Raw genomic sequence first — 22,148 nt, forward strand, 5'->3', positions numbered from 1 at the left:
CGCCATGATCCGCGCCGCGACCGGCGGGAAGGGGCACCCTCGTTGCACGGCACCCCCGCACCCGACCCCGGCCCGCCGGCCCCGGGCGTCGACACCACCGTCCCCCACTCGGCACGCGTCTACGACTGGTGGCTGGGCGGCAAGGACAACTACGCGGTCGACCGGGAGATGGGCCGCGCGTTCGTCGACGCCATCCCCACCGTGCGCTTCATGGCGCGGCAGAACCGCGACTTCATGCACCGTGCGGTGCGCCACCTCGTCCGCGAGGCCGGGATCCGGCAGTTCCTGGACATCGGCACCGGTATCCCCACCAGCCCCAACCTGCACGAGGTCGCCCAGGCCGTCGCGCCCGAGTCCCGCGTGGTCTACGTCGACAACGACCCCGTGGTGCTGCTGCACGCCCGAGCGCTCATGATCAGCGCCCCGCAGGGCCGCAGCGCCTACATCCAGGCCGACCTGACCGACCCCGCCGGGCTGCTGGACGACCCGGTGCTGACCGCGACGCTGGACCTGGACCGGCCGGTCGCGCTGACCCTCGTGGCCATCCTGATGCTGCTCGACGACGAGGACGACCCCTGGGGCAAGGTCCGCGGACTGCTGGACGCCCTGCCGTCGGGCAGCCACGTCGTGATCAGCCACCCCGGCCCCGAGTTCGACCCCGGCGCGATCGGCCGGGTCACCGCGCACGCCCGGGAGGCGGGCATGACGCTGGTCCCGCGCACGCGCACCGACGTCGCCCGGTTCTTCGCCGACTGGGAATGGGTCGCCCCCGGGATCGTTCCGGTGATGGCCTGGCACCCGGAGGCACGGCGCCCGATCGACCCCGAGGCCGCGTACTACTGGGCCGGCGTCGCCCGCAAGCCCTGACCGGGAAGGGCACGACGGTACCGCCCGCGTGCCTTCTCCGTCCCTCCTCCCCTCCCTTCTTCTCACAGCCCTGCCGGCACACGGCTCCGGAACCGCCGCCCGGAGCCCGGAACCCAGAGCCCGCCGCCCCGCCAAGCGCACCCTCCTCGTCGCCGGTCCGGCGCCGGGCCGCCGCGCCGGACGCATGGCGTGCGCGGGCGCGGGGTAGCGGCGACGGGGACGCCGTCGCCGTACGGCCGCGCGGCGGCGACACCCCCTGGGGACGCCGGGCACGAGGGAGACCGAATGCAGATCGGGTACAAGCTGTTCGCCGAGGCATACTCGCCGCAGGAGCTGGTCCGCCAAGCGGTGCGCGCCGAGGCGGCGGGGTTCGACTTCGTCGAGATCAGCGACCACTACCACCCGTGGCTGGAGAACCACGGCCACTCCGGCTTCGCCTGGTCCATCCTGGCCGCCATCGCGGCGACAACCGACCGCATCGGCCTCGTGACCGGGGTGACCTGCCCGTTCATCCGCTACCACCCGGCGATCATCGCCCAGGCGGCGGCGACCACCGCCCTGCTGTCCGACGGCAGGTTCACGCTCGGTGTCGGGTCGGGCGAGCGGCTGAACGAGCACGTGGTGGGCCGGGGCTGGCCGGCCGTCGCCCAGAGGCAGGCCATGCTGCGGGAGTCGCTGGAGATCATCCGGCTGCTGTGGCTGGGCGGATACCGCTCCTACCAGGGCGAGCACCTGGCGCTGGAGGACGCGCGCGTGTTCGACCTCCCCGACACGCCTCCCGGGATCGCGATCGCCGCGGGCGGCCCGGGCTCCGCACGCCTGGCGGCGGAGCTCGGCGACGCGCTCTTCACCACCGAGCCCAGGGCGGACCTCGTCCGCGCCTACACCGAGGCCGGAGGCGGCGGGGCCCGCTACGCCGAGATCCCGCTGGCGTGGGCGCCCGATGACGCCACCGCGCTCGCCTCGGCGCACGAGAAGTTCCGGTTCGGGCTGACCGGCTGGAAGGTGCAGTCGGAGCTGCCGAACCCGGTCAACTTCGAGGCCGCCACCGCGTTCATCTCGCCCGGCCACATGCAGGACACCTTCGGCTACGGCCCCGGGGCGGCCGGCCACCTCGCCGTGGCCCAGCGGTTCGTCGACGCCGGATACGACCACCTCGCCCTGATCAACGCCGGTCCCGACCCCGACGGCTTCTTCGACTTCTACACCGCGGAACTGGCCGCTCCGCTCCGCCACATGCGCAGCGACTGACACCGGCCGCCGATGCTCCATGCCCCGGTGCGGCCGGCCCCGCGGCGCACCCGCACGCACGGGTCCCGGGCCGCCGCCGTGGCCGGCGGCACGGGTCGGTCGAGCCGTGCTTCTCAGCGAGGGAAGGGCCCCGCTCCCGGCCACGGGCCCGCCCCGGGGCCCGGGCCGGCGTTCTTCTCGCGGAGGCGGTCGAGGCGGCGGCGGTCGCGCTTGGTGGGGCGGCCCGCGCCGCGTTCGCGGACGGCGGTGCGCACCAGCGCCTCCGGCGGCGGGGCCGGGGTCGACTCGGTGTAGCAGCGCACGGCGAGGGGCGCCCCGACGCGCTTCTCGATGACGTGGTCGACGCGCACCGTGCGGGTGATGCCGTTGCCCCGCAGCCGGACCTCGTCGCCCACCGACACCGACGTCGCGGCCTTGGCGGGCCGGTCGTTGACCCGCACGTGACCGCCGCGGCACGCCTGGGCGGCGTCCGCGCGCGTCTTGGTCATGCGCACCGCCCACAGCCACTTGTCGACGCGCGTGGCGGCCGGCCCGGCCGGCAAGGGCCGGACCGGGGCCGCGGCGGCCGGGTCGGGGTCCCCGGCCTGCGGCCGGGCGGCGTCGTCTGCCGGGTCGTGCACGCTGGAGTCCTGTCCGTCGCTCGCACGGGCTCCCCGTGCGGGAGCCCCTCAGGTGCACTGTATTGACCTCCGCCTCCTCGCGCCAAAGCACGGGGATTCTCCATCTGCCGTGGCCCCGTCCTCGGGACCGCTGGCTCCGGGTGGGTTCGTGGTTCCTCCCCACGCAGGGTGGGGGTTGTGCGCGCTGCCAGGCCCTCCCCTGGTCTTACGTGCGCTCCGCAGGCGTTTACCTCCGCCGTTACCGACGTCGGGCCCCCGGTCCGGGGGTGGGTGGTTCTGTGAGTGGTTCTGTCGCCGCGAGGATGCGGCGCCCAACGTATCGGACATTCTTTGCGGCGTTGAAGTCCCGGTCATGCGTGGCGCGGCAGGCGGATTCCGGGCAGATCCAGGTGCGGATCTCGAGGGGTTTGGGGCCATCGCGGAATCCGCATGCCGAGCAGATCCGCGAGCTGGGAAACCACCGGCCGACCTTGGCGAAGCCATCGAACTGCGGTTGGGATCTGGCCGACTGCAATAATTTCCGCACTGGCGGGTACTGCATCTTCCTCATGCCCGCCCACGTGGTTTTCATGATCAAGTACCGGCACAACGTCTTCACCGACGCCCATCTGACCGAATGGAAGAAAACACGCGCAACGCGCGACCTTCGAAACCGGACTGGTCGAGTTCAACCCCCGCCGGGACGGCGCCACGACGGCTACGGGACGAGGTCCACTTGCACTTCCGCCGTCACGCCGTTGACCTCGACGGAGAGCGTGATCTCGCCGGTGCGCAGCGCGGCGAGCTCGCCGGTCCCGGGGTCGAACACGGCCAGCGCCCGCCGGGGGTGGTCGCCGTCGACGGGACCGATGTGCACCCCATCCCCACCGGACCAGTCCGCGCCGACGGGGTAGGCGACCGCGACCGTGCGGTCCGCCTGGGTGAGCTCCGCCCCGATGTCGGCCGTCTCCCCCACCGCCAGCCGCTCGGGCGCGACGATCCGCAGGTCGTCGACGTGCGGCCGGATCTGCGCGGCGATCCAGTCCGGCCCGCCCTCGTAGGGGCGCGCGGCGGCGCGTCGCTGCTCGCGCTCGGAGATCCGGTCCACCCCCAGCAGCGTCCAGCCGCTGAAGCCGCCCTCGTCGGTGCCGCCTCCGGGGGACTTCGCCGCGTTGCCGTTCACCAGGTAGGGCACCCCGTCGACGCTGGAGGCGCTGAAGGCGCCGACGTGGCCGCCGACGAACACCGCCCCCTTCCCGGTGTCGTGCTGGAAGTCCGCCAGCCAGTCCTCGATCAGGGCCGCCTCGTTGCGGTCGGCCAACCGGCTGTTCTGGGCCGGGAGGGGATCGCGCGGCGGGTGGTGGGCGACGACCGCGACCGAGTCGACGGCGGGGTCGTCGCGCGCCGCGTCCAGCCGGTCGCGGAGGTAGGGGATCTGGCCCGCCGATCCGCCGCGAAGCGTGCCCATGGAGCTGTCGAGGGTGATGAAGCGCGTCCCCTCGTGGTCGAACGTCGTGTAGGGGTCGCCGAAGTGCTCGGTGAACCCGTCGATGGACGCGCCCATCACCTCGTGGTTCCCGGGGACGTAGTGGAAGGGCAGCTCGCCCTCCAGTTCCTCGTCGAGGATCCGCCGGGCGAGGGCGAAGTCGGCGTCGGACGCCTCGTCGACGAAGTCGCCGGCGATGATCAGGAAATCGGGGCGGGCGGCGCGGATCTCCCTCAAGGTCCTCCGGGCGCCCTCCACCAGGGCGGAGTCGGGGTCGGCGGCCACGAACTGGGCGTCGGACATGACCGCGAAGCGCCAGTCGGCGCCGCCGAGCCCACCGTCGGTGACCACCACGTCGTCGCGGACCGGCGCGCCGGGCGGCACGTCGAGGGCCGGGGCCGACAGGAGGTAGAGGTCGTCGAGGACGACCTCGCCGGTGTAGGAGCGATCGGCCGAGGTCTCGATGGTGTAGAAGCGGCTGACCGTCACGGGCTGCGGCAGCGCTTCGGGGACGGGGATCTCGATCTCCCGCCAGCCCGACCAGTCGATGTGCGGGCCGTAGATGGAGTGGGCGCGGCCGGTGGCGTCGACCACGGTGAACGCGGTCCACTCGCCTTGGCCGGCGCCGTACACCGAGATGCCCACCGCGCGGGTCCGCCCCGGCACCCCCAGCGGGGCGGGCGGATAGGCGTAGGCGGTGCGGGTCCCGGTGGAGAGCGTGAAGTCGTAGGAGAGACGCAGGCCGGGGCCGGTGCGGCCGTCGGCGGGTGCGACGGCGGCGGTGCCGCGTGCGGAGTCGGCGCGCCAGTCGGCGGCGTCGTCGAAGCCGGCCGCCTCGTGCCGTTCGACGCCGACGGTCACGCCGACCGGGGCCGTCAGGTCGCCGACGCGCGCCGTGACCACCGCCGCGCCCGAGTCCGCGCGGGCGGTGGCGGTGAACCGGCCGTCGTCGCCGGGGGCGATGTCGAGCAGGGCCGTGTCGTACTCCAGCGTGACATCGGCGGGTTCGATGGGGGCCGAATTCCCGTGCTCGTCGTAGCCCACGATGCCGAAGGCGCCCGTTGCGCCGTCGCCGGTGAGGTTGACGCCGGAGGTGTCGGCGGCCAGCCGGGCTGCCTCGCCCAGCACGTGGAGTTCGACGTCGCCGGTGACGCGGCCCGATCGTGCGGTGACGGTCGCCGTCCCGGGGCGGCCGGCGCGGAACACGCCGCCGTCGACCTCGCCGCGCGTCGCGCTCCAGCGCGGCCGGGGCGGGTCGGTGACAGGGGCGAACGCCTCGTCATGGGCGGTGGCGGTCAGCACCCGCGTCAACCCGGAGAAGACGCGGTCGGGGCGTCCGCCGGGGACGGGCGACGCGGTGGGCGCCAGGGCCGGGTCGATGGCCGTGGCCACGCGGAAGGCGTGCGCCCGGCCGCTGGACTCGGGGGCATAGACCGCGAGGCCGTTGGGGACGGGCCGCTCCTCGCCGTCGTTGGGCACGTTGCGCACCCCCACCGACGCCTCTCCGGGCGGGCGGGCCACGAGCGTCGAGGATCCCCCGCCGTCGAGTTCCAGCCCGACCTCGGCGCCCTCGGCGACCAGCCGCTCCCCCATCTCGGGCAGGGTCGCGGCCCGGCTGCCGGTGGCGGCGCCGTCCGCGGTCACGATGATGACGCGGCGGCCGTCGGCGGAGAAGCCGATGGCGGTGCGGGCCGCGCGCGAGACCGCCTCGACCTCCTGCACGACGCCGTCGGCGACGAGCAGGTGGCGCCCGCCCACGGCGGTGCGCACGCCGTCGCCGTCCTCGGTCGCGGCGGTGAACGCGACGTCGACGGGGTCGCCCTCGGCCAGCCCGGCCAGCGTCGCGGCGCCGTCCTCCCTGCCGAGCAGGACGGTCGCGCCGCCGGGGATATCCCCTTCGCCCGGGGTGTCCGAGATCGCCTCCACCCGGCCGTCGACGACGAGCACCTCGGTGACCTCGTCGGCCGCGCCGACCGGCCGGGTGCGCGGGTGGTCGCCCCACAGGGCCGTGTAGCCGCCGATCTCGCCGGTGCCCAGGGCGGCGGAGTTGAGCGCGTCGAGGGCGACGTCGCCGGAGGGGAGCGTCGCCGTCCCGGAGAACAGCAGGTCCTGGACCCGGCCGACCCCTGAGGCGTCGAAGGTGGCGGAGAGCTCCCATCCCTGCTGAGGGGACAGGACGACCTCGCCGTCGCGGACCCCGCCGCCGAGGGGCGCGCCGGAGTTGTTGATGTCGAAGTAGCCGCCGTTGACGGCCGCGACCGCCCCGGCGGCGTCGGCCATCTCCGACACGGGCGCGGTCGCGGCCACCCACCCGGGGTCGAGGTAGCCGATGCGGGCGCCCTCGCCGAGGTCGATGGACAGGACGTTGGACCGCTGCCAGCCCTGGGCGTCGACGGTACGCACGGTGCTGACGTCGACCCCGGGTGCGACTCGTTCGCTGGACTCCGAGACGGTGACCTGGTCGGCCGTTGCGGCGCCGGGCGCGGTGGGGCCGGGGGCGGTCGGGTCGGGCGCGGGGTCCGCGGCATCTGTTGCGCCGGCAGCGGGGAGGGGCGCCGACAGCGGCGCGTAGGACGAGGCGTCCAGCGCCCCGGCCGCGACGTCGGCGGCGGGGTCGTTCGCCGCCCCGGGTCCACGCGGGTCGGCCGCCGCGACGCCGGGCGGACCGAGCACGAGGAGCGGGACGAGGAGCGGAACGAGCAGGCGGATCGCGGCTCGGGTGGCGGCGCGGAAGGGCGGCTTGGGGGACAGGGCTGCCTCCTGGGAAGTGAAGGGGGACGGGCCGCGACCTCACGGTCCGGATTCACCTCGACTGCCGGAACCCCCACATTGTCACCCGCGGTCGCCCGCCCGGACAGGAAACAGAAGGCGACATCCCGCCGACGCCCCGCCGGGACGCGCGGCACCTCAAGCGCTCCCGCGGAAGAGGCCCCTGCCCGGCTCCCCGGCCGACCGGGCGTGTCGGGGGTCACCGCCCACACCTGCGGACGAAGGGCGCACCGCCGGGGCGGCGCGACGGCGGCTCGGCGGGAGAGGGCTCCGGCGGGTCCGCGGACGGGAAAGTCGCCGGTCGACGGAGGGAGAGGCCGGCGGCAGGCGGGGGCGACACGCCGACGCGCATGCGTGCCGGAGTCCTTCTTCGCCCCCTTGCGCACCGCCTGCTCCCCCGGCAGGGCGCGGCCTGTTCCCTTCGCGGGTCACGGGTAAACACACCTTTCCCCGCGCATGGCCACGGCATGTCCCTGCGACGCGATAGACATGAGGAAGTGAGCGCCCCATGCCGCGTGCCGCGCGCCACCCAATCCTGATCCAGATCGCGAGGTCACCCGTGTCCGCATCCGTCACCCTGGCCCATGTCGCCTTGCTCGTCATGGACTCCCCCGACGACACCGTCATCGCGGTGTCGCCCACGGGAAACGCCCGGGTGTGCCGCCGCGGGGAGCTCACCGACGCCGAACACGAGATCTACTCGCGCCGGCAGCTCCTGGACGAAGGCATCGGCCCCTCCCAGCCCGACGTGGAAGCGCTGGCCGCCCGCCTCACGTCCCGCATCCCCGAACCCCACCTGATCGGCTGACCGCCGACAGGGCACGATCAGCGGTCCTCCCCACCGCCGGCGCCCCGCCGTGTGAACGCGGAATCACGCGGCCCTTCGCCGTCACCGTCCGCGCACCGGCCGCTACCATTCGTCGAATACCGGGTTACGCGAACCTGGGGCGTCTACGGCGAAATAATGTGTCAAGTTGCGACTTTGACCTTTTCCGGCCAAACGCGCATCCACGTGAAAAATGATCATTCAAGTTCGCAGGTGAGGCTTTGGCACACTTTCGAGCGCGGGATCCCCGTGGAGCCGGTCGCACCGCCGCATCCCTGGAGTTCCCGGAGAATCTTTCTTATAGTCGCACCCCAGAGGGCTTACTCGCGTCGGCCTTCCGACCATTCCGATCACGACGACACCGACATATCCCACCAATTCGGTGAACAATGACCGGGACACGGCCGTACGAACGCGCGTCCTCCACTCGAAGCCCGACCATCGGTCCGACTCTCCGATCGCGACGAACACCGAACCTGCGGCCACGGCGAACTCAGCTGAAAATCCGATTGCAGGAGTCCTTCCCATGCCCACGGACACCCCTCCTTCCCCTGCCACCGGGGATCCGATCCCCGGAAACCCGGTCGTCAATTGTTGGGACGAGTTCACGCAGCTGCGCGAAATCGTCGTCGGCGACGCCACGAACGCCCGGGTCCCCGATATGGCGGACCCATCTGCATGGCTGCAGTGTTATCCGACGCTCACCGCCACCGAGCTGAAGGGAATCCGGACCGGCATATTCCCCGCCCAGGTCATCGAAGAGACTGCGGAAGACCTCGCCGAACTCGCGGAAACGCTGCGCGGGCTGGGCGTCGTCGTCCACCAGCCCCCCGCGGTCGACCACGAGCGCACGTTCGCCACGCCGCACTGGCGCAGCCAGGGCTACCTCAACTACTGCCCGCGCGATCTCACGCTCGTGGTCGGGTCGGCCATCATCGAGGTGCCCAGCCCCTTGCGCGCCCGGTACTTCGAGCTGTTCAACCTGCGGCCCCTGTTCCAGGACTACCTGCTGCGCGGGGCGACCTGGCTGGCGGCGCCCAAGCCCCAGCTGCGGGACGACCTCTACGAGTTCGACGGGGACGGCCTGCCGCTACTCGGCGAGAGCGAGCCGGCCTTCGACGCGGCGAACGTCATCCGCCTGGGCCGGGACCTCTTCTACCAGGTCTCGCGCAGCGGGAACGAGATGGGCCTGCGCTGGCTGGAATCGACCACCCGCCTTCTCGGCGATGTCCGCGTGCACCCCCTGCGCGGCGTCTACGGCTACACCCACATCGACAGCACCATCACCCTGCTGCGCCCCGGACTGGTGATGCTGAACCCCGGGCGGATCGGACCGGAGGACGTTCCCGCCCCGTTCCGCGGCTGGGACATCCTGTGGTGCCCGCAGATCGAGGAGCAGCCCACTGCGCTCGCCCAGACGCTCAGCGAGCCCTGGATCAGCATGAACCTGCTGATGATCAACCCGGAACTGGCCGTGGTGGACGCCTCGCAGCCCAAGCTCCTACGGGCGCTGGAGGACCACGGGATCTCGGTCATCCCACGGCGGCTCCGCCACGCACAGGTCCTCGGCGGGGGCTTCCACTGCGTCACCCTCGATATCGTCCGCGACGGAGGACCGGAAGACTATCTCGGCTGACGGGGGCTGTTCATGTGGATTCTCGGTATCTCCTGTTTCCGCGACGATGCCACTGCGGCGCTGCTCCACGACGGAGCGATCGTCGGCATCGCGGAGGAAGAGCGCTTCCTGCGCGTCAAGCATTCCGTTCATATTCCGCGGGGCACGTTCGTCACCTCGCTCAATGAGAACGAACCGCTGAGCGACTTCGAACTCCGCTTCTTTCCGAACAATGCGATCGAATACCTGCTCACCACCGCCGGTATCGATTATCGGGATATCGACGTCGTCGCCTACGACTTCGACTTCGCCCGTCGAGTCGCACAGTGGGAGCACTTCCACCCCGTCAGCGACATCGACGAGCCCGGCCGGCGAGCGGAGCTCTCCGCGGCCTGGTCACACGTCCAACGGCTGCTGCGCGATTTCGCGGCCCAATGCTCGGCCCGGCTGGAGTTCGTCCCCCACCACCTGGCGCATGCGGCCGGCGCGGTCTTCGGTTCCGGCCTCGCCGACACCCACTTCTGCGTCCTGGACGGACTCGGGGAGCTTGAGTCGACCACCCTCGGGTACTTCGACGGCGGGTTCCATGTCACCCACCGGGTCCCGCTGCCCCACTCCCTCGGCCTGTTCTACGCGGCGGTGACCGCCTTCCTCGGGTTCCGGCCCTTCAGCGACGAGCAGAAGACCATGGGGCTCGCCTCCTACGGCGATCCCCGCAAGTACGCCTCGCTCTTCGAGGAGATCGTCGGCTGGCCGGAGGCCGGTTTCACCACCGACCCCGGCGTCGTCTGGACCGACGACATCAAGATGGACGTCAGCCGCCCGCCCGCGCTCGCCGGCCGGCTCGGCCTCCCGGGCCACCCGTCCGCCGAGCAGGTGTGCCGCGATCCGTACCCGCATGTCGCCGCCGCGGCCCAGCTCCGGCTCGAAGACACGATCGTCCGGCTGGTCGACTCCCTCTTCCGCGGCCACCGCGGTCCCCGCCGGCTGGCGATGGCGGGCGGGGTCGCGCTGAACTGCAAGGCGAACGGGGAGCTCCAGCGCCGCAGCGGCATCGACACGCTCTACGTGCAGCCCCAGGCGGGCGACGCCGGGACGGCGCTGGGAGCCGCCTACTACGCCCACTACCGCGCGAGCGGCTCCCGCCCGGAAGCCCTCGAACACGCCTACTGGGGGCCGGAGTACTCCTCATCCGAGGTGACGGCGCTCCTGGACCACCGCAAGCTCTCCTACCGGCGCGTCTCCGCTCCCTGGGAGACCGCCGCCGATCTCCTGGCCCGGGGGCAGATCGTGGGCTGGTTCCAGGGACGCGCGGAATGCGGGCCGCGGGCGCTGGGCAACCGCAGCATCCTGGCGCATCCCGGCGACCCCGGGACGCGCGACCGGATCAACCGGGTGGTCAAGGACCGGGAGACGTGGCGTCCGTTCGCGGCCTCGATCCTCGGCGAGCGGCGCACGGACTACCTGGCCGCCGATACCGAGTCGCCGTTCATGCTCCTCACGATCCCGCTCACCGAGCGGGGCCTCGCCGAGCTGCCCGCCGCGGCCCACGTGGACGGGACCACGCGCCCCCAGACCGTCTCCCAGCAGGCGAATCCGCGCTACCACAGCCTCATCCGCGCCTTCGAGCAACGGACGGGGACGGGAGCGGTGCTCAACACCTCGCTCAACGTCAAAGGCGAACCCATCGCCAACAGCCCGGCCCACGCGCTCGACACCTTCCACTCGACCGCCCTCGACGCCCTGGTGATCGGCGACCACGTCCTCACGAAGGCACCCGAGGCGGGCGGGCCATGAGCGCGCAGTGGCGGTTCGCCCGGCGCGGTGTCCTCCGCAGCGCGGGCTTCCCGGTCTCCTGGCTGCATCCCCTCCGCTCGGAGCGGCTCGTCGAGCTGAGTCGGCGCGTCCTCGATCAGGAGCGGCTCCTCCGGGAACAGCGGGGCGGCTACCTGGGCCTGCTCGGCGAGTGGCGGCGTTCCGAAAGGGAGCGCGAGGGGGTGCGACGCATCCGGCGCGCGGAACGCGCGCTCCGCCGGCTGCGGCCCGTGGTCGAGGATCAAGGAGACCCCGAGCGGACGGCGCTGCTCAAACCGTGGAACGACGCGGCCGAGCTCCACGCCGAACTGGTCGAACGCGCGGGCGCGCTGTGGGCCGCCGAGTCCGACCGCATCGACGGCGAACTCCGCGGCCTCGCGGCCCGCTCCGCCGTCCAGGACGCGGTGTTCGCCAACAGCCCGGACGCGGCCCGCGGGCTCCGCGAGTTCGCCGCCGGGGCCGACCGGCCGGGCACCCGTCGCGTCCTCTTCCGCTACCTCCAACGGTTCTGCCTGAAGACGGACACCGCGGGCCGGCACGGCCCGATCAACTACGCGGAGCTCGGCACGGACGACGAGCGGGCGTTCCACTGCGAGGCGCGCGGCGACGGCCGGTCCGCGCAACGGCATGTCCGGCTCAGCCATTGGGCGGCCCAGGCCGTCGCCGACTCCTGGTCCGCCCGCCCCGGCCTGGCCCCCCTCCTCCGCCTCTACGGTGCCGCCGGCAACGGCCCGGTCCCCCCGGACCGCGCGCGGCCCCCAGCGGTGGCCTGGGCGACGGGCCGGCACACCATCGGCGCTATCGCCGGCGCCACCGGCCGGTCGGTCCGCGACGTACGGGCGGAGGCGATGGCGGCGCAGGCGGAAGGCGCCCTCAAGATCGGGATCCGCGTCCCGGCGACGGCCGGAGACCCGCTCGGCGCGCTGAGGGACCTCGTCCCCGACGCGCCCCTCGCCGGACGGGACGGTCTTGTGCGGGAGCTGGACGACCTCGACCTGTGGTGCGCCCGGTTCGCGACCGCGCCGCTGGACCGCCGCGAACGCCTGCTGGCGGAGGCGGAGCGGTGGTTCGCCGACCGCTACGGCCGCCCCGCCCGCCAAGGGCAGGGCGAGTTCTATGCGGACCGGTTCCTCTACACCGAGGAGGCGGTGGGCAACATCGAGCGGACACGGCTGGGCGGCGGCCTGGTCGCCGATCTCGCGGAGGTGCTCACGCCCGCACTGGAGCTGCTGGCCAGCGAGGCCGTCGAGGTCAGGCTGGCCCAGCAGCAGCGGCTCCGTGAGAGCTTCGCGCCGGGCGCGGGCGCCGTGGCGGCGGAGGAGGTCCTGGCCCTGCACGACCCGGGTGCCGAGGAGGTCGCCGCCGCCCGGGAGGAGCGCTGGCACCGCGTACTGGGCGACCCCGACCGCCCCCGCGTGGAGGTGACAGCGGAGCGGCTGCGCGACGCGGGCCTGATCCGCGACGACCTCGACGACTGGCCGCTGTTCTGCGCTCCCGACATCATGCTGGTCGCGTCCTCCCGCGCCGGCATCGAACGCGGCGAGTTCACCGTGCTCCTCGCGGAGGCGCATCACATCTGCCCGCCCACCCAGCTGCCGTTCGTCACCTTCGACCCCGGTGCGCGGGAGTCGGCCGAGGATGTGCGGGAGCACATCGCCGATCTGGTCGGCGGGGCCGCGCCCGTCCTCCAGGGGGTGCGCCGCGAGAACAAGACCCGCGACTACACCCCGGCCGGGCAGGGCGTGCTCTGGTTCGACTGGGAGGCGTGGGAGCCGGGCTCGACCGCCTCCCACCGCATCGGCGACTGCACGGTCGAGCTGCCGGAGGACGCACGGCCGTTCCTCCGGCTCGACAGCGGCCGCCGCCTCGCACTGTTCCCCGAGTACTCCGAGGTCCGTCCCGCGCGTGGCCTGCTCTCGGCCGTGTCCCTTCCCGGCATCGACAAGCGGCCCGCGCGTTTCGCGGGGCACACGCCGCGGATCACCATCGGCCGACTCGTCTACCAGCGGGAGCGGTGGGATGTGCCTCCCCCCGCGCGGCCCGGGAGCGGTGCCCGCGGCGGCATCGCGGAGTACCTCGCGGCCTGGCGGTGGAAGCAGCGGTGGGGGATGCCCGACGAGGTGTTCGTCCGCACGGCCTCCGGCGAGAAGCCGTTCCTCCTCGACTTCGCCGCCCCCGTGTCGGTCACGGCCTTCCTCCGCGAGGTCGAGAGCGGCGCGGAGATCGCGGTCGAGGAGCTCCTGCCGGCCGATGAGGACATGTGGCTGCGGACCGCGGAGGGCCCGATCACCACGGAACTGCGGCTCACCGCGTTCCGGCGGAAGGACGGCGGAAGGGCGGACCATGAGTGATCCCGACGGCCCCGGGCGCCACGGCCGGGGGCACCGCTCCCACGCCCCGCAGATGGCGGCGCGTCCTGTCAGCGGCGACGCAGCGGTCGCGGACGACGCGTCCGGCGGCGGCGAGGGCGCCGCGTTCGGCGGCCGGGTGAACCGCGCGACCGGTGAGATGATCGAGCGGCAGCTGCGCGCCCTGGTCCTCGACGCCCCCTTCCCGTGTCTGGGCGCCCGATCCGCGTTCCGCACCGGCTCCTACGTCTTCGCCGCCTACTCCGACATGCACGACGAGCGGGACCTGGCGGCGCTCCTCGCCGGACTCACCCGATTCGCCCGGATGCGGACCAGCCTGGGCAGGTTCTACACCTACGTCGCGAGTTTCGTGGAGCCCCGCATGATCCCGGACGAGCACGCCTGGGAGCGGCTCGTGTGGTCGGTCCTCCAGTGGCTGCACGACCACGACGAGGTGTCGTGGGACACGCGCTGGTCCACGTCTCCCTCGGATTCCGACTTCGCCCTGTCCATCGGAGGGCTGGGGCAGCTGGTCGTCACCCTGTACCCGGGGGCCAACCGCCACGCCCGCCGATTCGCCTGGCCCACGCTCATCTTCAACCCGCTCGAACAGGACCGTGCGAACTTCCCCGACGACGAGGACTTCCTCGCCTTCCAGGACCAGATCCGGGCCCGCGACTCCCGGCTCCAGGGGAACGTCAACCCCTCCCTGCCCCCCACTCTCGACGACCCGCAGGCGCCGGGGTTCTCCGGTGCCCCGGTGGGCGCCGACTGGCGGTGCCCGCTCACCGTCCGGACCGGGGAGGAGCGGAATGCCGGCTGACACGGGCGGCCGCGGCGGGGGCGCTCGCACACAGGCTCCACCGGGGCGGGCACCCTCCGGCACCGGCGGGGCCGGGCTGATCCACAATCCGGCCGAGGCCGTGCAGCGGATCCGCCGGCCGGACCTCCTGCCCGACCTCCTGCGGTGGGCCGCCGAAACGTGCGCGCTCGGGCCGGTGCACGGCCACACCGTGCTGGAGACCGGATACGACGACTGCAACGTCGTCATCGACACGGGCGCGGGACGCCGTCTCGTCAAGATCTTCACCGCCGCCCGGCCCGAACACCTCTCGATCCGTTACGCACGGATCATGCGGGCGGTGACCGACGCGGGGATCAACCATCCGCGGCTGGTGTCCGGAGGATCCGACGGCCTGCTCCGGAGCCCGTTCTCCGGAGACCTGCTGGTGGTCATGGAGTTCGTCGAGGGAGCGTCGTTCTTCGAGCAGGCCGCGTCCCCCACCCGCCGCGAGCTGGCCGACCTCGTCCGGCAGGTGCACCTGCTGCACTCGCTGGACCTGCACCCCGAGTTCGTCGACGACTGGTGGGCGATCCCGAACATCGGCGCCCTGGTCGAGGAGGTCGGCCCCCTGCTGGATGCGCGGGAGCGGGAGCTGGCACGGGGCGCCGCGCACGAGTTCGCCCGCCTCGACGTCTCCCGGCTGCCGAAAGCCCTCGTCCACGGAGACCTGACGAAGACCAACGTGATGCGCGCCGATTCGGGCGCGATCACGATCCTGGACTTCGCGGTGTCGAACAGGTACCCGCGCGTGCACGAGCTCGCGATGATCGCGGTCAACCTCCTGCACGAGGACTCCGTGGACATCGCGGAACGGACCCGGCTTCTCGTCGGGCTCTACGAACAGCGAGAACGATTACGCCCTGCGGAGCACCTGGCGCTACCCGCATATATCCGCGCCTGTGCCGCGATGGAGCTCCTCGGAGCCACCAGGGAGCACGCAATTAAAGGCAACGGCGGCGCGGAAACAAAGCACTTGATCAATCTCGGCCGAAATACACTTCGCGCTGCATCGTCAATGGAATTATAAATAGATATGCGCCGCGAGGCCCTTGACCGGCAACCCGGGTGGAACTAGCATTTAATCTGCGGGGGAAAGGTAAAAATACCCGGCACGCCGGAAGCCTTGAATCCGTCTGCCGGAATTCGCGACCCCTCCCCCGCGGATTTCATCCGAGCCTCCCACAAGGAGTACATTATGGAGAAGCCCGAGATCGTGATCGAGGAAATCGAGAAGGCCGAACTGCTGCAGCACGCCAGCAGGTAGCCGACCCAGGCGGGCGCCGGGCATTCCGGCGCCCGCCCCTGCACCCCCACCTGGAAAAGGACACGCCTCATGCGAACACGGAGGGCGAGATGCCTTGCCGTCTACTGGGCGTCGGATCATTTCCTCCTGGATCGGATCCTCGCCCAGCGCACTCTGCGGGTCAACACGGCGACCGTCACCACGCTCGCCCGGTTCACCTCCTGGGTCGAATACGACGACGCCGTCGAGAAGATGGCATCGCGGCAGGACATCGCCTTCCTGCTGGAACACGGCCTGCTCCTGGAAGAGGGGACCAAGGAAGCGGAACTCGACGAGCGGGTGCACCACCACTGGCGGCACTGGAACCCGCAGGCCACCGCCTTCCATTTCAGCAGCAAGAATGCGAATTACGTCGAATCGACGACGGAACTGAAACAGGCGATCGTCGGCGAAGGACGGCCGCCCCTCGCGAAGGCGTACCCGGATGCGGACCGGGTCCTGCTCCCCCGGCTGCCGAACCCCATCGGGGACGGCTTCCTCGACACGCTCTACGGCCGCCGCACCCACCGCTCCTTCAGCGACGCCCCGGTGCCGAGGAACACCTTCGCCGCCCTCATGGCGGCGGTGTTCGGCCCCAAGGACTTCATCGCCGCCGGCGAGTTCGGCAGCCTCATGATCCGGACCAGCCCGGCGGGCGGCGCGCGCAACGAACTGGAGGCGTACGTCGCGGTCTTCAACGTGGAGGACATCGACAACGGCGTCTACCACTACAACGTCTTGGAGCACTCCCTGGAACTCCTCCACGAGGGCCAGACCCGGGAGGAGTTCTCCGACCTCTGCCATTCCCAGTCAGGGATCGGCGAGGCGGGGTTCGCCGTCGTTCTGACCGCCGTCCTGGAGCGGATGACCAGCAAGTACCGATCGCCGCGGGCGTATCGCGTCATGCTGCTGAACGCAGGGCACCTCGGGCAGTCCTTCGCCCTCACCTCCACCGCACTCGGCCTCGGTCCCTTCCAGACGCTCGCCTTCAAGGACACGGAGGTCGAGGCGCGGCTGGGCATCGACCCGGCCACCGAGACCTCGGTCTACGTGCTGAGCGCGGGGGTGCCCGATCCCGGCGCCGGCGAGGAGCAACGGCTGCACTCCGGCCCCGCCCGGCTCGACTCCTTCCGGATGACCCCGCTGCTCGACCGACACGGAGCGGACCGGGACGTCGATGCCTCGAACTGATCCCGCGACTCCCGCGACGGGCGGCCCGGGGCCCGCCGACGAACTCCTCGACCACATTTCGCAACATGATGGTCCGGACTACCGCCGCCTGCGCGGACTGCAAGAGGAGTTCGCGGAGCACAACGTCCTCCAGGTGTACTCCCGGGACGAGATCCGGTCCGGCGGGAAGCGGTACTTCCCGCCCCTTCCCGTGCCGATGCTGATGCCCGACGAGGAGTACCGGCGGTTGCGGTACTCCGCGACGCTCCTGGAATCCGTCGTCCCGACCCTCTCGAACCGGCTGTTCGGCGGCATGGGACCGACGATGGACCTCCTGGCCGTTCCCCCGGCGCTCCGGCCCTACATCGAGCTGGAGATCCCCCTGGGCGTCTCCGCCTCCCGACACGACCATCTCCCCGGCGACCGCGGGTGGATGCTGGTCGAGACCAACGCGAACAGCCTCGGGTTGACCGACGTCGACGACTACAACCGGCTGGTACGCGGGAACGGGCTCCTCTCGCGATTCCTGACCCGCAGAGCGTTCACGGCGGACTGCCCGATGGACCTGATCGCCCGGGCCGCCCTCGCGAAATGCGCCGGCCTCCCGGTCGACGGCACCCCGACCGTAGCTCTGGTCGACTGGCGCGCCTATCTCGAAGCGTCCCGCTATGACCACGACCGGCGGGCGGCCCGCTACCGGCGCAACGGCTTCGACACGGTCATCTGCCACCCCGAGGAACTGCGCTACGAGCGCGGACGGCTGTGGTACGGCGCGCGTCCGGTGCACGTCGTCCACCGGCACTTCCTGCTCGAGGACATGATCGAGGATCCGGAGCCGGCCCGCGCGGTCACCGAGGCGGCGGCCGAGGCGAGCGTGGTGATGGTCTCCCCCTACCTGGACGAATGGCTGACGAACAAGGCGGTGTTCGCCCTGCTGCACGAGGCCCGCGCGCTCGGGCTGCTCGACGCCGCGGCCGGCGCCCTCGTCGAGGAGACGATCCCCCGCACGTGGCTGGTCGCCCGAGACGCACCGCCGGACGCGCGGTTCATCGTCCGCCCCGAGGACGTCCCGCCGCTTCCCGTCGCCGAACTGGTGACGAAGCCGCTCATCGGGTCGATGGGCGCGGGCGTCGTCTTCGGCGCCCACGTCGGCGCCGAGGACTTCCACGGCACCGTCACGGCCGACGTCGCGGCCGGTCGCCCGCGGATCGTCCAGGAGGTCATTCCCGCTTCCGCGCGACCGGTCCCCCGGCTCTGCGCCGAGGGCCTGCGCACCTTCCCGGGGCAGCCCCACCCGAGCCTCTTCGTGGTCGACGGCGCGGCACGGGCGATGGCCGTCCGCACGTACGACGGCGAACGGGCGGGTGCGTGCAAGCTGGGAGGTGAGGTGTTCGTGGGCGGGGTCTGGTATCCGCGGCCGGCCCTCGACCCGACGGACGGGGGTTGCTGATGGTGGCGACGGCGCCGGCCGGCTTCCGCCGGCTGCTGACCGGGACCGCCCTGGTCAAACTCGGCGACGGCGTGCAGAGCGCGGCCCTGCCCCTGCTGGCGGCGTCCCTGACCACCAACCCGATCCTGGTGGCGGGGACGACCGTGGCATCGCTGCTGCCGTGGCTGCTGGTGGGGCTGCTGGCAGGGGCCACCGTCGATCGCGCCAACCGCGGCCTGCTCATCGCGTTCTGCGACGTGGTGCGGCTCGGGCTGTTCGCCGGCCTCTGCGTCGCGCTCGTCCTGGACGGCGCGACCATCGCGCTCGTCTACACGGTGGCGTTCCTCGGCGGGCTCGGCGCGACGTTCCGTGACACCGCCTCCTCCACCCTCGTCCCCGAACTGGTGCCGCCCGACCGGCGCAACCGCGCGAACGGTCTGCTGAGCAACGCCACGAACGCGGGGTACGAGCTCATCGGCCCGCCGCTCGGCGGCTACCTGTTCGGTGTGGCCGTCGCGCTCCCCTTCGCGCTCAACGGCGGGCTGCTCGCCGCGGGGACGGCGCTGGTGTGCACGATCCCCCTCATCTTCCGGCCGCGTCCGCGTCCGGCGCACCGGCCGACACTGACCGGCGACATCGCCGCTGGCCTGCGCTGGCTCGCCGGCCAGCGGCGCCTGCGGTCCGTGGTCGCCCTCGGCGGAGTGCTGGCCTTCACCGACGCGGCGTGGTTCGCGACCCTCGTCCTCTACGTGCAGGAGGTCCTGGAGCTGCCCGCGACGATGTTCGGCGTCCTGCTCGCGGTGGGCGCGGTCGGCGGCCTGGCGGGTGGATTCGGCGCGGAGCTCATCGCCCGTGTCCTCGGTTCCGGGGGCGCGCTCCTGTCCGCCGCGGCGCTGGCAGCGGGGTGCCAGCTCGCGTTGGGGCTGACGGCGCACGCCGTGGTGGCGGCGGTGTGCCTGGCGCTGAGCAGCTTCGCGTTCTCCGTCTTCCTGGTCGTGAGTGCGACCGTGATGCAGACGCTGACCCCGCCCGAACTGTACGGCCGGGCCATCAGCATCAACCGGACGCTGGTCCTGGGACTCGAACCGCTGGGGGCGCTGGTCGGAGGATTCGTCGCGACGGCCTGGGGGCTGCGCGCCCCCTTCCTGCTGGGCGTGCCGCTGGTGGTGCTCGCCGTCCTCATGGGCGGCCGGAGCCTGCGCCGCGCGGCACCTGCCGGCTGACCTCCGGCGACGGCTCGGACGATGGCGCCGCCCACCGCTCGCCGGCCCGCCCCGCCGGGCGGTGGCGCGACTCACGGCGCCAGGTCCGCCACCGCCCGGCGCAGCCGCCCCAGAGCCGACCGCCACAGGGGCGTCGGCATCGCGAAGGACAGCCGGGAGTGGTATCCGCGCCGCCGCCACCACGCCTCGTCCTTCCCGAAGGCCGGCGCGGGCAGCGTCTGCAGGCCGTGCCGGCGGAAGAGCTCGTGCGCGGTGGCGAGGTGGTCGAGGCCCGCCAGCCCCGGAATCCGAACGAAGGTGTTGAAATCCCCGCGCCACGCGGGCACGTCGGCGACCAGGTCCGGGAACTCGGTGGAGAGGACGGCCGCGTTCTCCGCCAGGGTTCGCCTGATCCCCATACGCCAGGCGGCCAGGCCGTCGGCGGTCACCGGGTCGGTCAGCTCCGCCCCGGCCGTGTCGAGGAATCTCGCCAGATCCGGCATGACGGCGACATAGGAGGCGAGCAGTTCATGCAGGTCCGACCATCGACGGCGGAGAGCGGCGGAGAGGTCTGCCCGCGCATGGTGAGGGGCGCCCGATGCGGCCGCCCCGTCGCGCACGCGGTCTCCCGCGCCGTCCGTGGCCGCCGAGAGCAGGCGGTCCAAGAGCAGCATCGGCGCGGCGAAGGCCGGAGACGACGGCGCTTGGAGTTCGTTCGCCCTGCTCAGCCGGGTGACGAGGGCGTCGTCCGCGATGAGCCAGCCCACGCGGAAACCGGGAACCGCACGCGCCTTGGACATGCTGCCGATGGTCACGAGTCCCTCGCCGTAGGACTCCTCGTCGGCGATCGACAGCAGATGGGGGATCGCGTCGCTGGCGCTCACGTCGGAGGAGACCAGGTCGTGCAGGAGCATCACCTTCCGGTCCCGCGCCCAGGCCACGAGCCGGCGCAGCTCGGCCTCGCCGTAGAACTCGCCGCTCGGATTGTTGAAGGTGTTGAGGTAGCACACCCGGGTGTCGTCGTCGGCGGCGGCGATCAGCTCGTCCACGGTGGGCAGCCAGCGCCCCGACACGAGGGATTCGACCTCGGTGATGTCGAACCCGCACCGCGCCAGAGCCGCGCCGGCGAGGGGGAAGGTGGGAACGGGCACGAGCGCGCCGGGCCCGCTCCCCTGGACCGGGGCGGATGCGCTCGCGCGCAGGCCTGCGGCGGCGAGGGAGAGGGCTGCGCTCGCTCCCGCGGTGACGATCACGTTGCGCACGTCGATCGCGACGCGGCCGTCCCCGCGGCTCCGCTCATACGCCGCGATCGCGGCCCGGCCGATCAGGTGGCCGCTCGGACCGTCGTAATCGTGCCAGAAGAGCGGATCGGCGGCGGCGTCGAGCGCGAACCGGATCAGCTTCTCCGGCGGTTCCACGTGGTTGATCCCGGAGGAGAGGTTGACGACGTCCTCGCCGAGACCCCGCCGGGTGTAGGCGACGAGTTCCGCCTCGTCGTAATTGACCTCGTCGACGTCGAGCATGAATCGCCACGGCCGGAACGGAGGAAGCAGCGGGTCGTCGTCCGAACCGCGGAGTGCTACTCGCACGCGTCTCTCCTCATGGGTGAAGGGTCATCGAGCTCCCCGCTGCCTGTGTCAGATGATCCGCCCGGCCCTGCGCCGGTACGCGGGGACCGACGAGCAGACCATGGTCCGCATCAGCCACCGGTCGGCCCCGTCGTAGCGGGCGTCGAAGGACGTGCGGGCGTGGACGACGCGCCGGTTGTCCAGCAGGAGCAGATCACCCTGTTCCAGGACATGCCCCGCCTTGACGCGGTCGAGGGCGCCGGCGAGCAGGGCCAGCGCTTCCGCCGCCTCGTGGTCTCCCGGGTCGGAGGGGGTCAGGTAGTGCGCGTCGTAGCAGATCTCCGGGGCGTGCGCCGGACCGGAGATGACGGCGGTGACCGCGGCCCGCGGGGTTTGGAGGACGTGGGCGGTGTCGGGCGCCATCGCGAAACGCGGCTCGCGAAGGACGGCGCCGGCCGCGTCGGGCAGCCGGAGGTCGCGGACGCCCGCGAATTCGGTCACGGCGCTCGTATCACCGCGCACGCACAGCAGGCCGAAGTGGTCGCACCGGTCCGCTGTGAAACCGTCCTCGACATGCCAGTCGAGTGTCCCCTTGCTGCTCTCGCCCGTCTGGGTGTGCTCCATCCTCGACACGGGGACGACGTGCTGGACGATTCTCCCCTCGTACAGGGTCCGGAAATTGAACGGCTCACCCACAAGGCCCATGACCCCCAGCAGGAGCAGGGCGGCGGCCTGGGATTCCGGCGAGCCGAACGGGGCGGTCGACGAGGCGGGCGTCCTCTCGAATTCCGTCTCCCGCGGTATGAGGCCCCGCACGAGGTGGACATCGCTCTCGGGGGGATCGCTCCGGAACTCGTGCAGCGACCGCAGCAGGCCTTCGGGGAGCAGGCCCGGCACCCCGGCGGCCACGGAGACGATTTCATCCGGGGACGCCTCGTTCATGTCGCGGCCGTCGATCCGGTTCCGCAGCCCCGCCCAGATGCGCCCGGCCTCGGCCTCGCTCACCTGGAGGACATGCCGCCGGGGGAGAGCCGTACGCACAGAGAATTCTGACATATGAAACCCCTCGTCCCTGAT

Annotated in this window: 17 protein-coding genes; 11 read left to right on the plus strand and 6 right to left on the minus strand. The window is 72.2% G+C overall.

Going from position 1 to position 22,148, the window contains the following annotated elements; genetic code table 11:
* Positions 1–42 precede the first annotated feature (42 nt).
* Complete coding sequence (locus ACFO4E_RS20855) at positions 43–867, plus strand: SAM-dependent methyltransferase (protein ID WP_378577326.1); 825 nt, start codon at positions 43–45, stop codon at positions 865–867.
* Positions 868–1,152: 285 nt separating this feature from the next.
* Positions 1,153–2,118 (plus strand): TIGR03557 family F420-dependent LLM class oxidoreductase, encoded by a 966-nt coding sequence (locus tag ACFO4E_RS20860; protein WP_378577328.1) that lies wholly within the window; start codon positions 1,153–1,155, stop codon positions 2,116–2,118.
* Positions 2,119–2,231: 113 nt separating this feature from the next.
* Here the strand turns inward: ACFO4E_RS20860 and ACFO4E_RS20865 are convergent, their stop codons facing one another.
* The 4 genes from ACFO4E_RS20865 to ACFO4E_RS20880 all read right to left on the minus strand — a co-directional run bounded on the left by ACFO4E_RS20865 (position 2,232) and on the right by ACFO4E_RS20880 (position 6,876).
* Positions 2,232–2,660: an RNA-binding S4 domain-containing protein gene (locus ACFO4E_RS20865; RefSeq protein WP_378577439.1), complete on the minus strand. Its 429-nt coding sequence runs from the start codon at positions 2,658–2,660 to the stop codon at positions 2,232–2,234.
* Positions 2,661–2,976: 316 nt separating this feature from the next.
* Positions 2,977–3,180, minus strand: a complete 204-nt coding sequence (locus tag ACFO4E_RS20870) for a zinc ribbon domain-containing protein (protein WP_378577441.1) — start codon at positions 3,178–3,180, stop codon at positions 2,977–2,979.
* A complete protein-coding gene (locus tag ACFO4E_RS20875) occupies positions 3,089–3,346 on the minus strand; it encodes a hypothetical protein (protein ID WP_378577443.1) in 258 nt (85 codons plus the stop codon). Before ACFO4E_RS20875 ends, ACFO4E_RS20870 begins: the two co-directional genes overlap by 92 nt.
* Before the next feature lie 89 nt (positions 3,347–3,435).
* Entirely contained in the window at positions 3,436–6,876 is a 3,441-nt protein-coding gene (locus tag ACFO4E_RS20880; protein ID WP_378577330.1) for a phosphodiester glycosidase family protein, read from the minus strand.
* Between the two features lie 655 nt (positions 6,877–7,531).
* On the opposite strand from ACFO4E_RS20880, the gene ACFO4E_RS20885 reads away from it, so the two are divergent.
* The 9 genes from ACFO4E_RS20885 to ACFO4E_RS20925 all read left to right on the plus strand — a co-directional run bounded on the left by ACFO4E_RS20885 (position 7,532) and on the right by ACFO4E_RS20925 (position 19,524).
* On the plus strand, positions 7,532–7,780 hold the full coding sequence (locus ACFO4E_RS20885) for a hypothetical protein (protein WP_378577332.1): 249 nt from the start codon (positions 7,532–7,534) through the stop codon (positions 7,778–7,780).
* Between the two features lie 544 nt (positions 7,781–8,324).
* Positions 8,325–9,434 (plus strand): glycine amidinotransferase, encoded by a 1,110-nt coding sequence (locus ACFO4E_RS20890; RefSeq protein WP_378577334.1) that lies wholly within the window; start codon positions 8,325–8,327, stop codon positions 9,432–9,434.
* Positions 9,435–9,446: 12 nt separating this feature from the next.
* Entirely contained in the window at positions 9,447–11,210 is a 1,764-nt protein-coding gene (locus tag ACFO4E_RS20895; RefSeq protein ID WP_378577336.1) for a carbamoyltransferase family protein, read from the plus strand.
* Entirely contained in the window at positions 11,207–13,579 is a 2,373-nt protein-coding gene (locus ACFO4E_RS20900; RefSeq protein WP_378577338.1) for a hypothetical protein, read from the plus strand. Before ACFO4E_RS20895 ends, ACFO4E_RS20900 begins: the two co-directional genes overlap by 4 nt.
* Positions 13,572–14,399, plus strand: coding sequence for a guanitoxin biosynthesis heme-dependent pre-guanitoxin N-hydroxylase GntA (gene gntA, locus ACFO4E_RS20905; RefSeq protein ID WP_378577340.1), 828 nt, complete (start codon positions 13,572–13,574; stop codon positions 14,397–14,399). The genes ACFO4E_RS20900 and gntA overlap by 8 nt, the downstream gene beginning before the upstream one ends.
* Positions 14,389–15,447, plus strand: coding sequence for a phosphotransferase (locus tag ACFO4E_RS20910; protein WP_378577342.1), 1,059 nt, complete (start codon positions 14,389–14,391; stop codon positions 15,445–15,447). The genes gntA and ACFO4E_RS20910 overlap by 11 nt, the downstream gene beginning before the upstream one ends.
* Before the next feature lie 306 nt (positions 15,448–15,753).
* Complete coding sequence (locus ACFO4E_RS20915; protein ID WP_378577344.1) at positions 15,754–16,893, plus strand: SagB/ThcOx family dehydrogenase; 1,140 nt, start codon at positions 15,754–15,756, stop codon at positions 16,891–16,893.
* Positions 16,880–18,322 (plus strand): ATP-grasp domain-containing protein, encoded by a 1,443-nt coding sequence (locus tag ACFO4E_RS20920; RefSeq protein WP_378577346.1) that lies wholly within the window; start codon positions 16,880–16,882, stop codon positions 18,320–18,322. Before ACFO4E_RS20915 ends, ACFO4E_RS20920 begins: the two co-directional genes overlap by 14 nt.
* Positions 18,322–19,524 carry an MFS transporter gene (locus ACFO4E_RS20925; protein WP_378577348.1) on the plus strand — a complete coding sequence of 401 codons (1,203 nt, stop codon included), beginning with the start codon at positions 18,322–18,324 and terminating at the stop codon, positions 19,522–19,524. The genes ACFO4E_RS20920 and ACFO4E_RS20925 overlap by 1 nt, the downstream gene beginning before the upstream one ends.
* Positions 19,525–19,595: 71 nt before the next feature.
* Here the strand turns inward: ACFO4E_RS20925 and ACFO4E_RS20930 are convergent, their stop codons facing one another.
* Positions 19,596–21,092, minus strand: coding sequence for a pyridoxal phosphate-dependent aminotransferase (locus tag ACFO4E_RS20930; RefSeq protein WP_378577350.1), 1,497 nt, complete (start codon positions 21,090–21,092; stop codon positions 19,596–19,598).
* A gap of 48 nt (positions 21,093–21,140) precedes the next feature.
* Positions 21,141–22,127 (minus strand): TauD/TfdA family dioxygenase, encoded by a 987-nt coding sequence (locus ACFO4E_RS20935; RefSeq protein WP_378577352.1) that lies wholly within the window; start codon positions 22,125–22,127, stop codon positions 21,141–21,143.
* Positions 22,128–22,148: the final 21 nt, after the last annotated feature.

It is taken from the genome of Nocardiopsis mangrovi (assembly GCF_042653925.1).
GTDB classification, from domain to species: Bacteria; Actinomycetota; Actinomycetes; order Streptosporangiales; family Streptosporangiaceae; genus Nocardiopsis_B; species Nocardiopsis_B mangrovi.

What these genes read in the sequence shown, in the direction of transcription:
- ACFO4E_RS20925 (WP_378577348.1), top strand. Translation starts at nt 18,322, where the DNA reads ATGGTGGCGACGGCGCCGGCCGGCTTCCGCCGGCTGCTGACCGGGACC.
- ACFO4E_RS20860 (WP_378577328.1), top strand. Translation starts at nt 1,153, where the DNA reads ATGCAGATCGGGTACAAGCTGTTCGCCGAGGCATACTCGCCGCAGGAG.
- ACFO4E_RS20890 (WP_378577334.1), top strand. Translation starts at nt 8,325, where the DNA reads ATGCCCACGGACACCCCTCCTTCCCCTGCCACCGGGGATCCGATCCCC.
- ACFO4E_RS20915 (WP_378577344.1), top strand. Translation starts at nt 15,754, where the DNA reads ATGCGAACACGGAGGGCGAGATGCCTTGCCGTCTACTGGGCGTCGGAT.
- ACFO4E_RS20920 (WP_378577346.1), top strand. Translation starts at nt 16,880, where the DNA reads ATGCCTCGAACTGATCCCGCGACTCCCGCGACGGGCGGCCCGGGGCCC.
- ACFO4E_RS20900 (WP_378577338.1), top strand. Translation starts at nt 11,207, where the DNA reads ATGAGCGCGCAGTGGCGGTTCGCCCGGCGCGGTGTCCTCCGCAGCGCG.
- ACFO4E_RS20895 (WP_378577336.1), top strand. Translation starts at nt 9,447, where the DNA reads ATGTGGATTCTCGGTATCTCCTGTTTCCGCGACGATGCCACTGCGGCG.
- ACFO4E_RS20935 (WP_378577352.1), bottom strand. Translation starts at nt 22,127, where the DNA reads ATGTCAGAATTCTCTGTGCGTACGGCTCTCCCCCGGCGGCATGTCCTC.
- gntA (WP_378577340.1), top strand. Translation starts at nt 13,572, where the DNA reads ATGAGTGATCCCGACGGCCCCGGGCGCCACGGCCGGGGGCACCGCTCC.
- ACFO4E_RS20910 (WP_378577342.1), top strand. Translation starts at nt 14,389, where the DNA reads ATGCCGGCTGACACGGGCGGCCGCGGCGGGGGCGCTCGCACACAGGCT.
- ACFO4E_RS20875 (WP_378577443.1), bottom strand. Translation starts at nt 3,346, where the DNA reads ATGGGCGTCGGTGAAGACGTTGTGCCGGTACTTGATCATGAAAACCAC.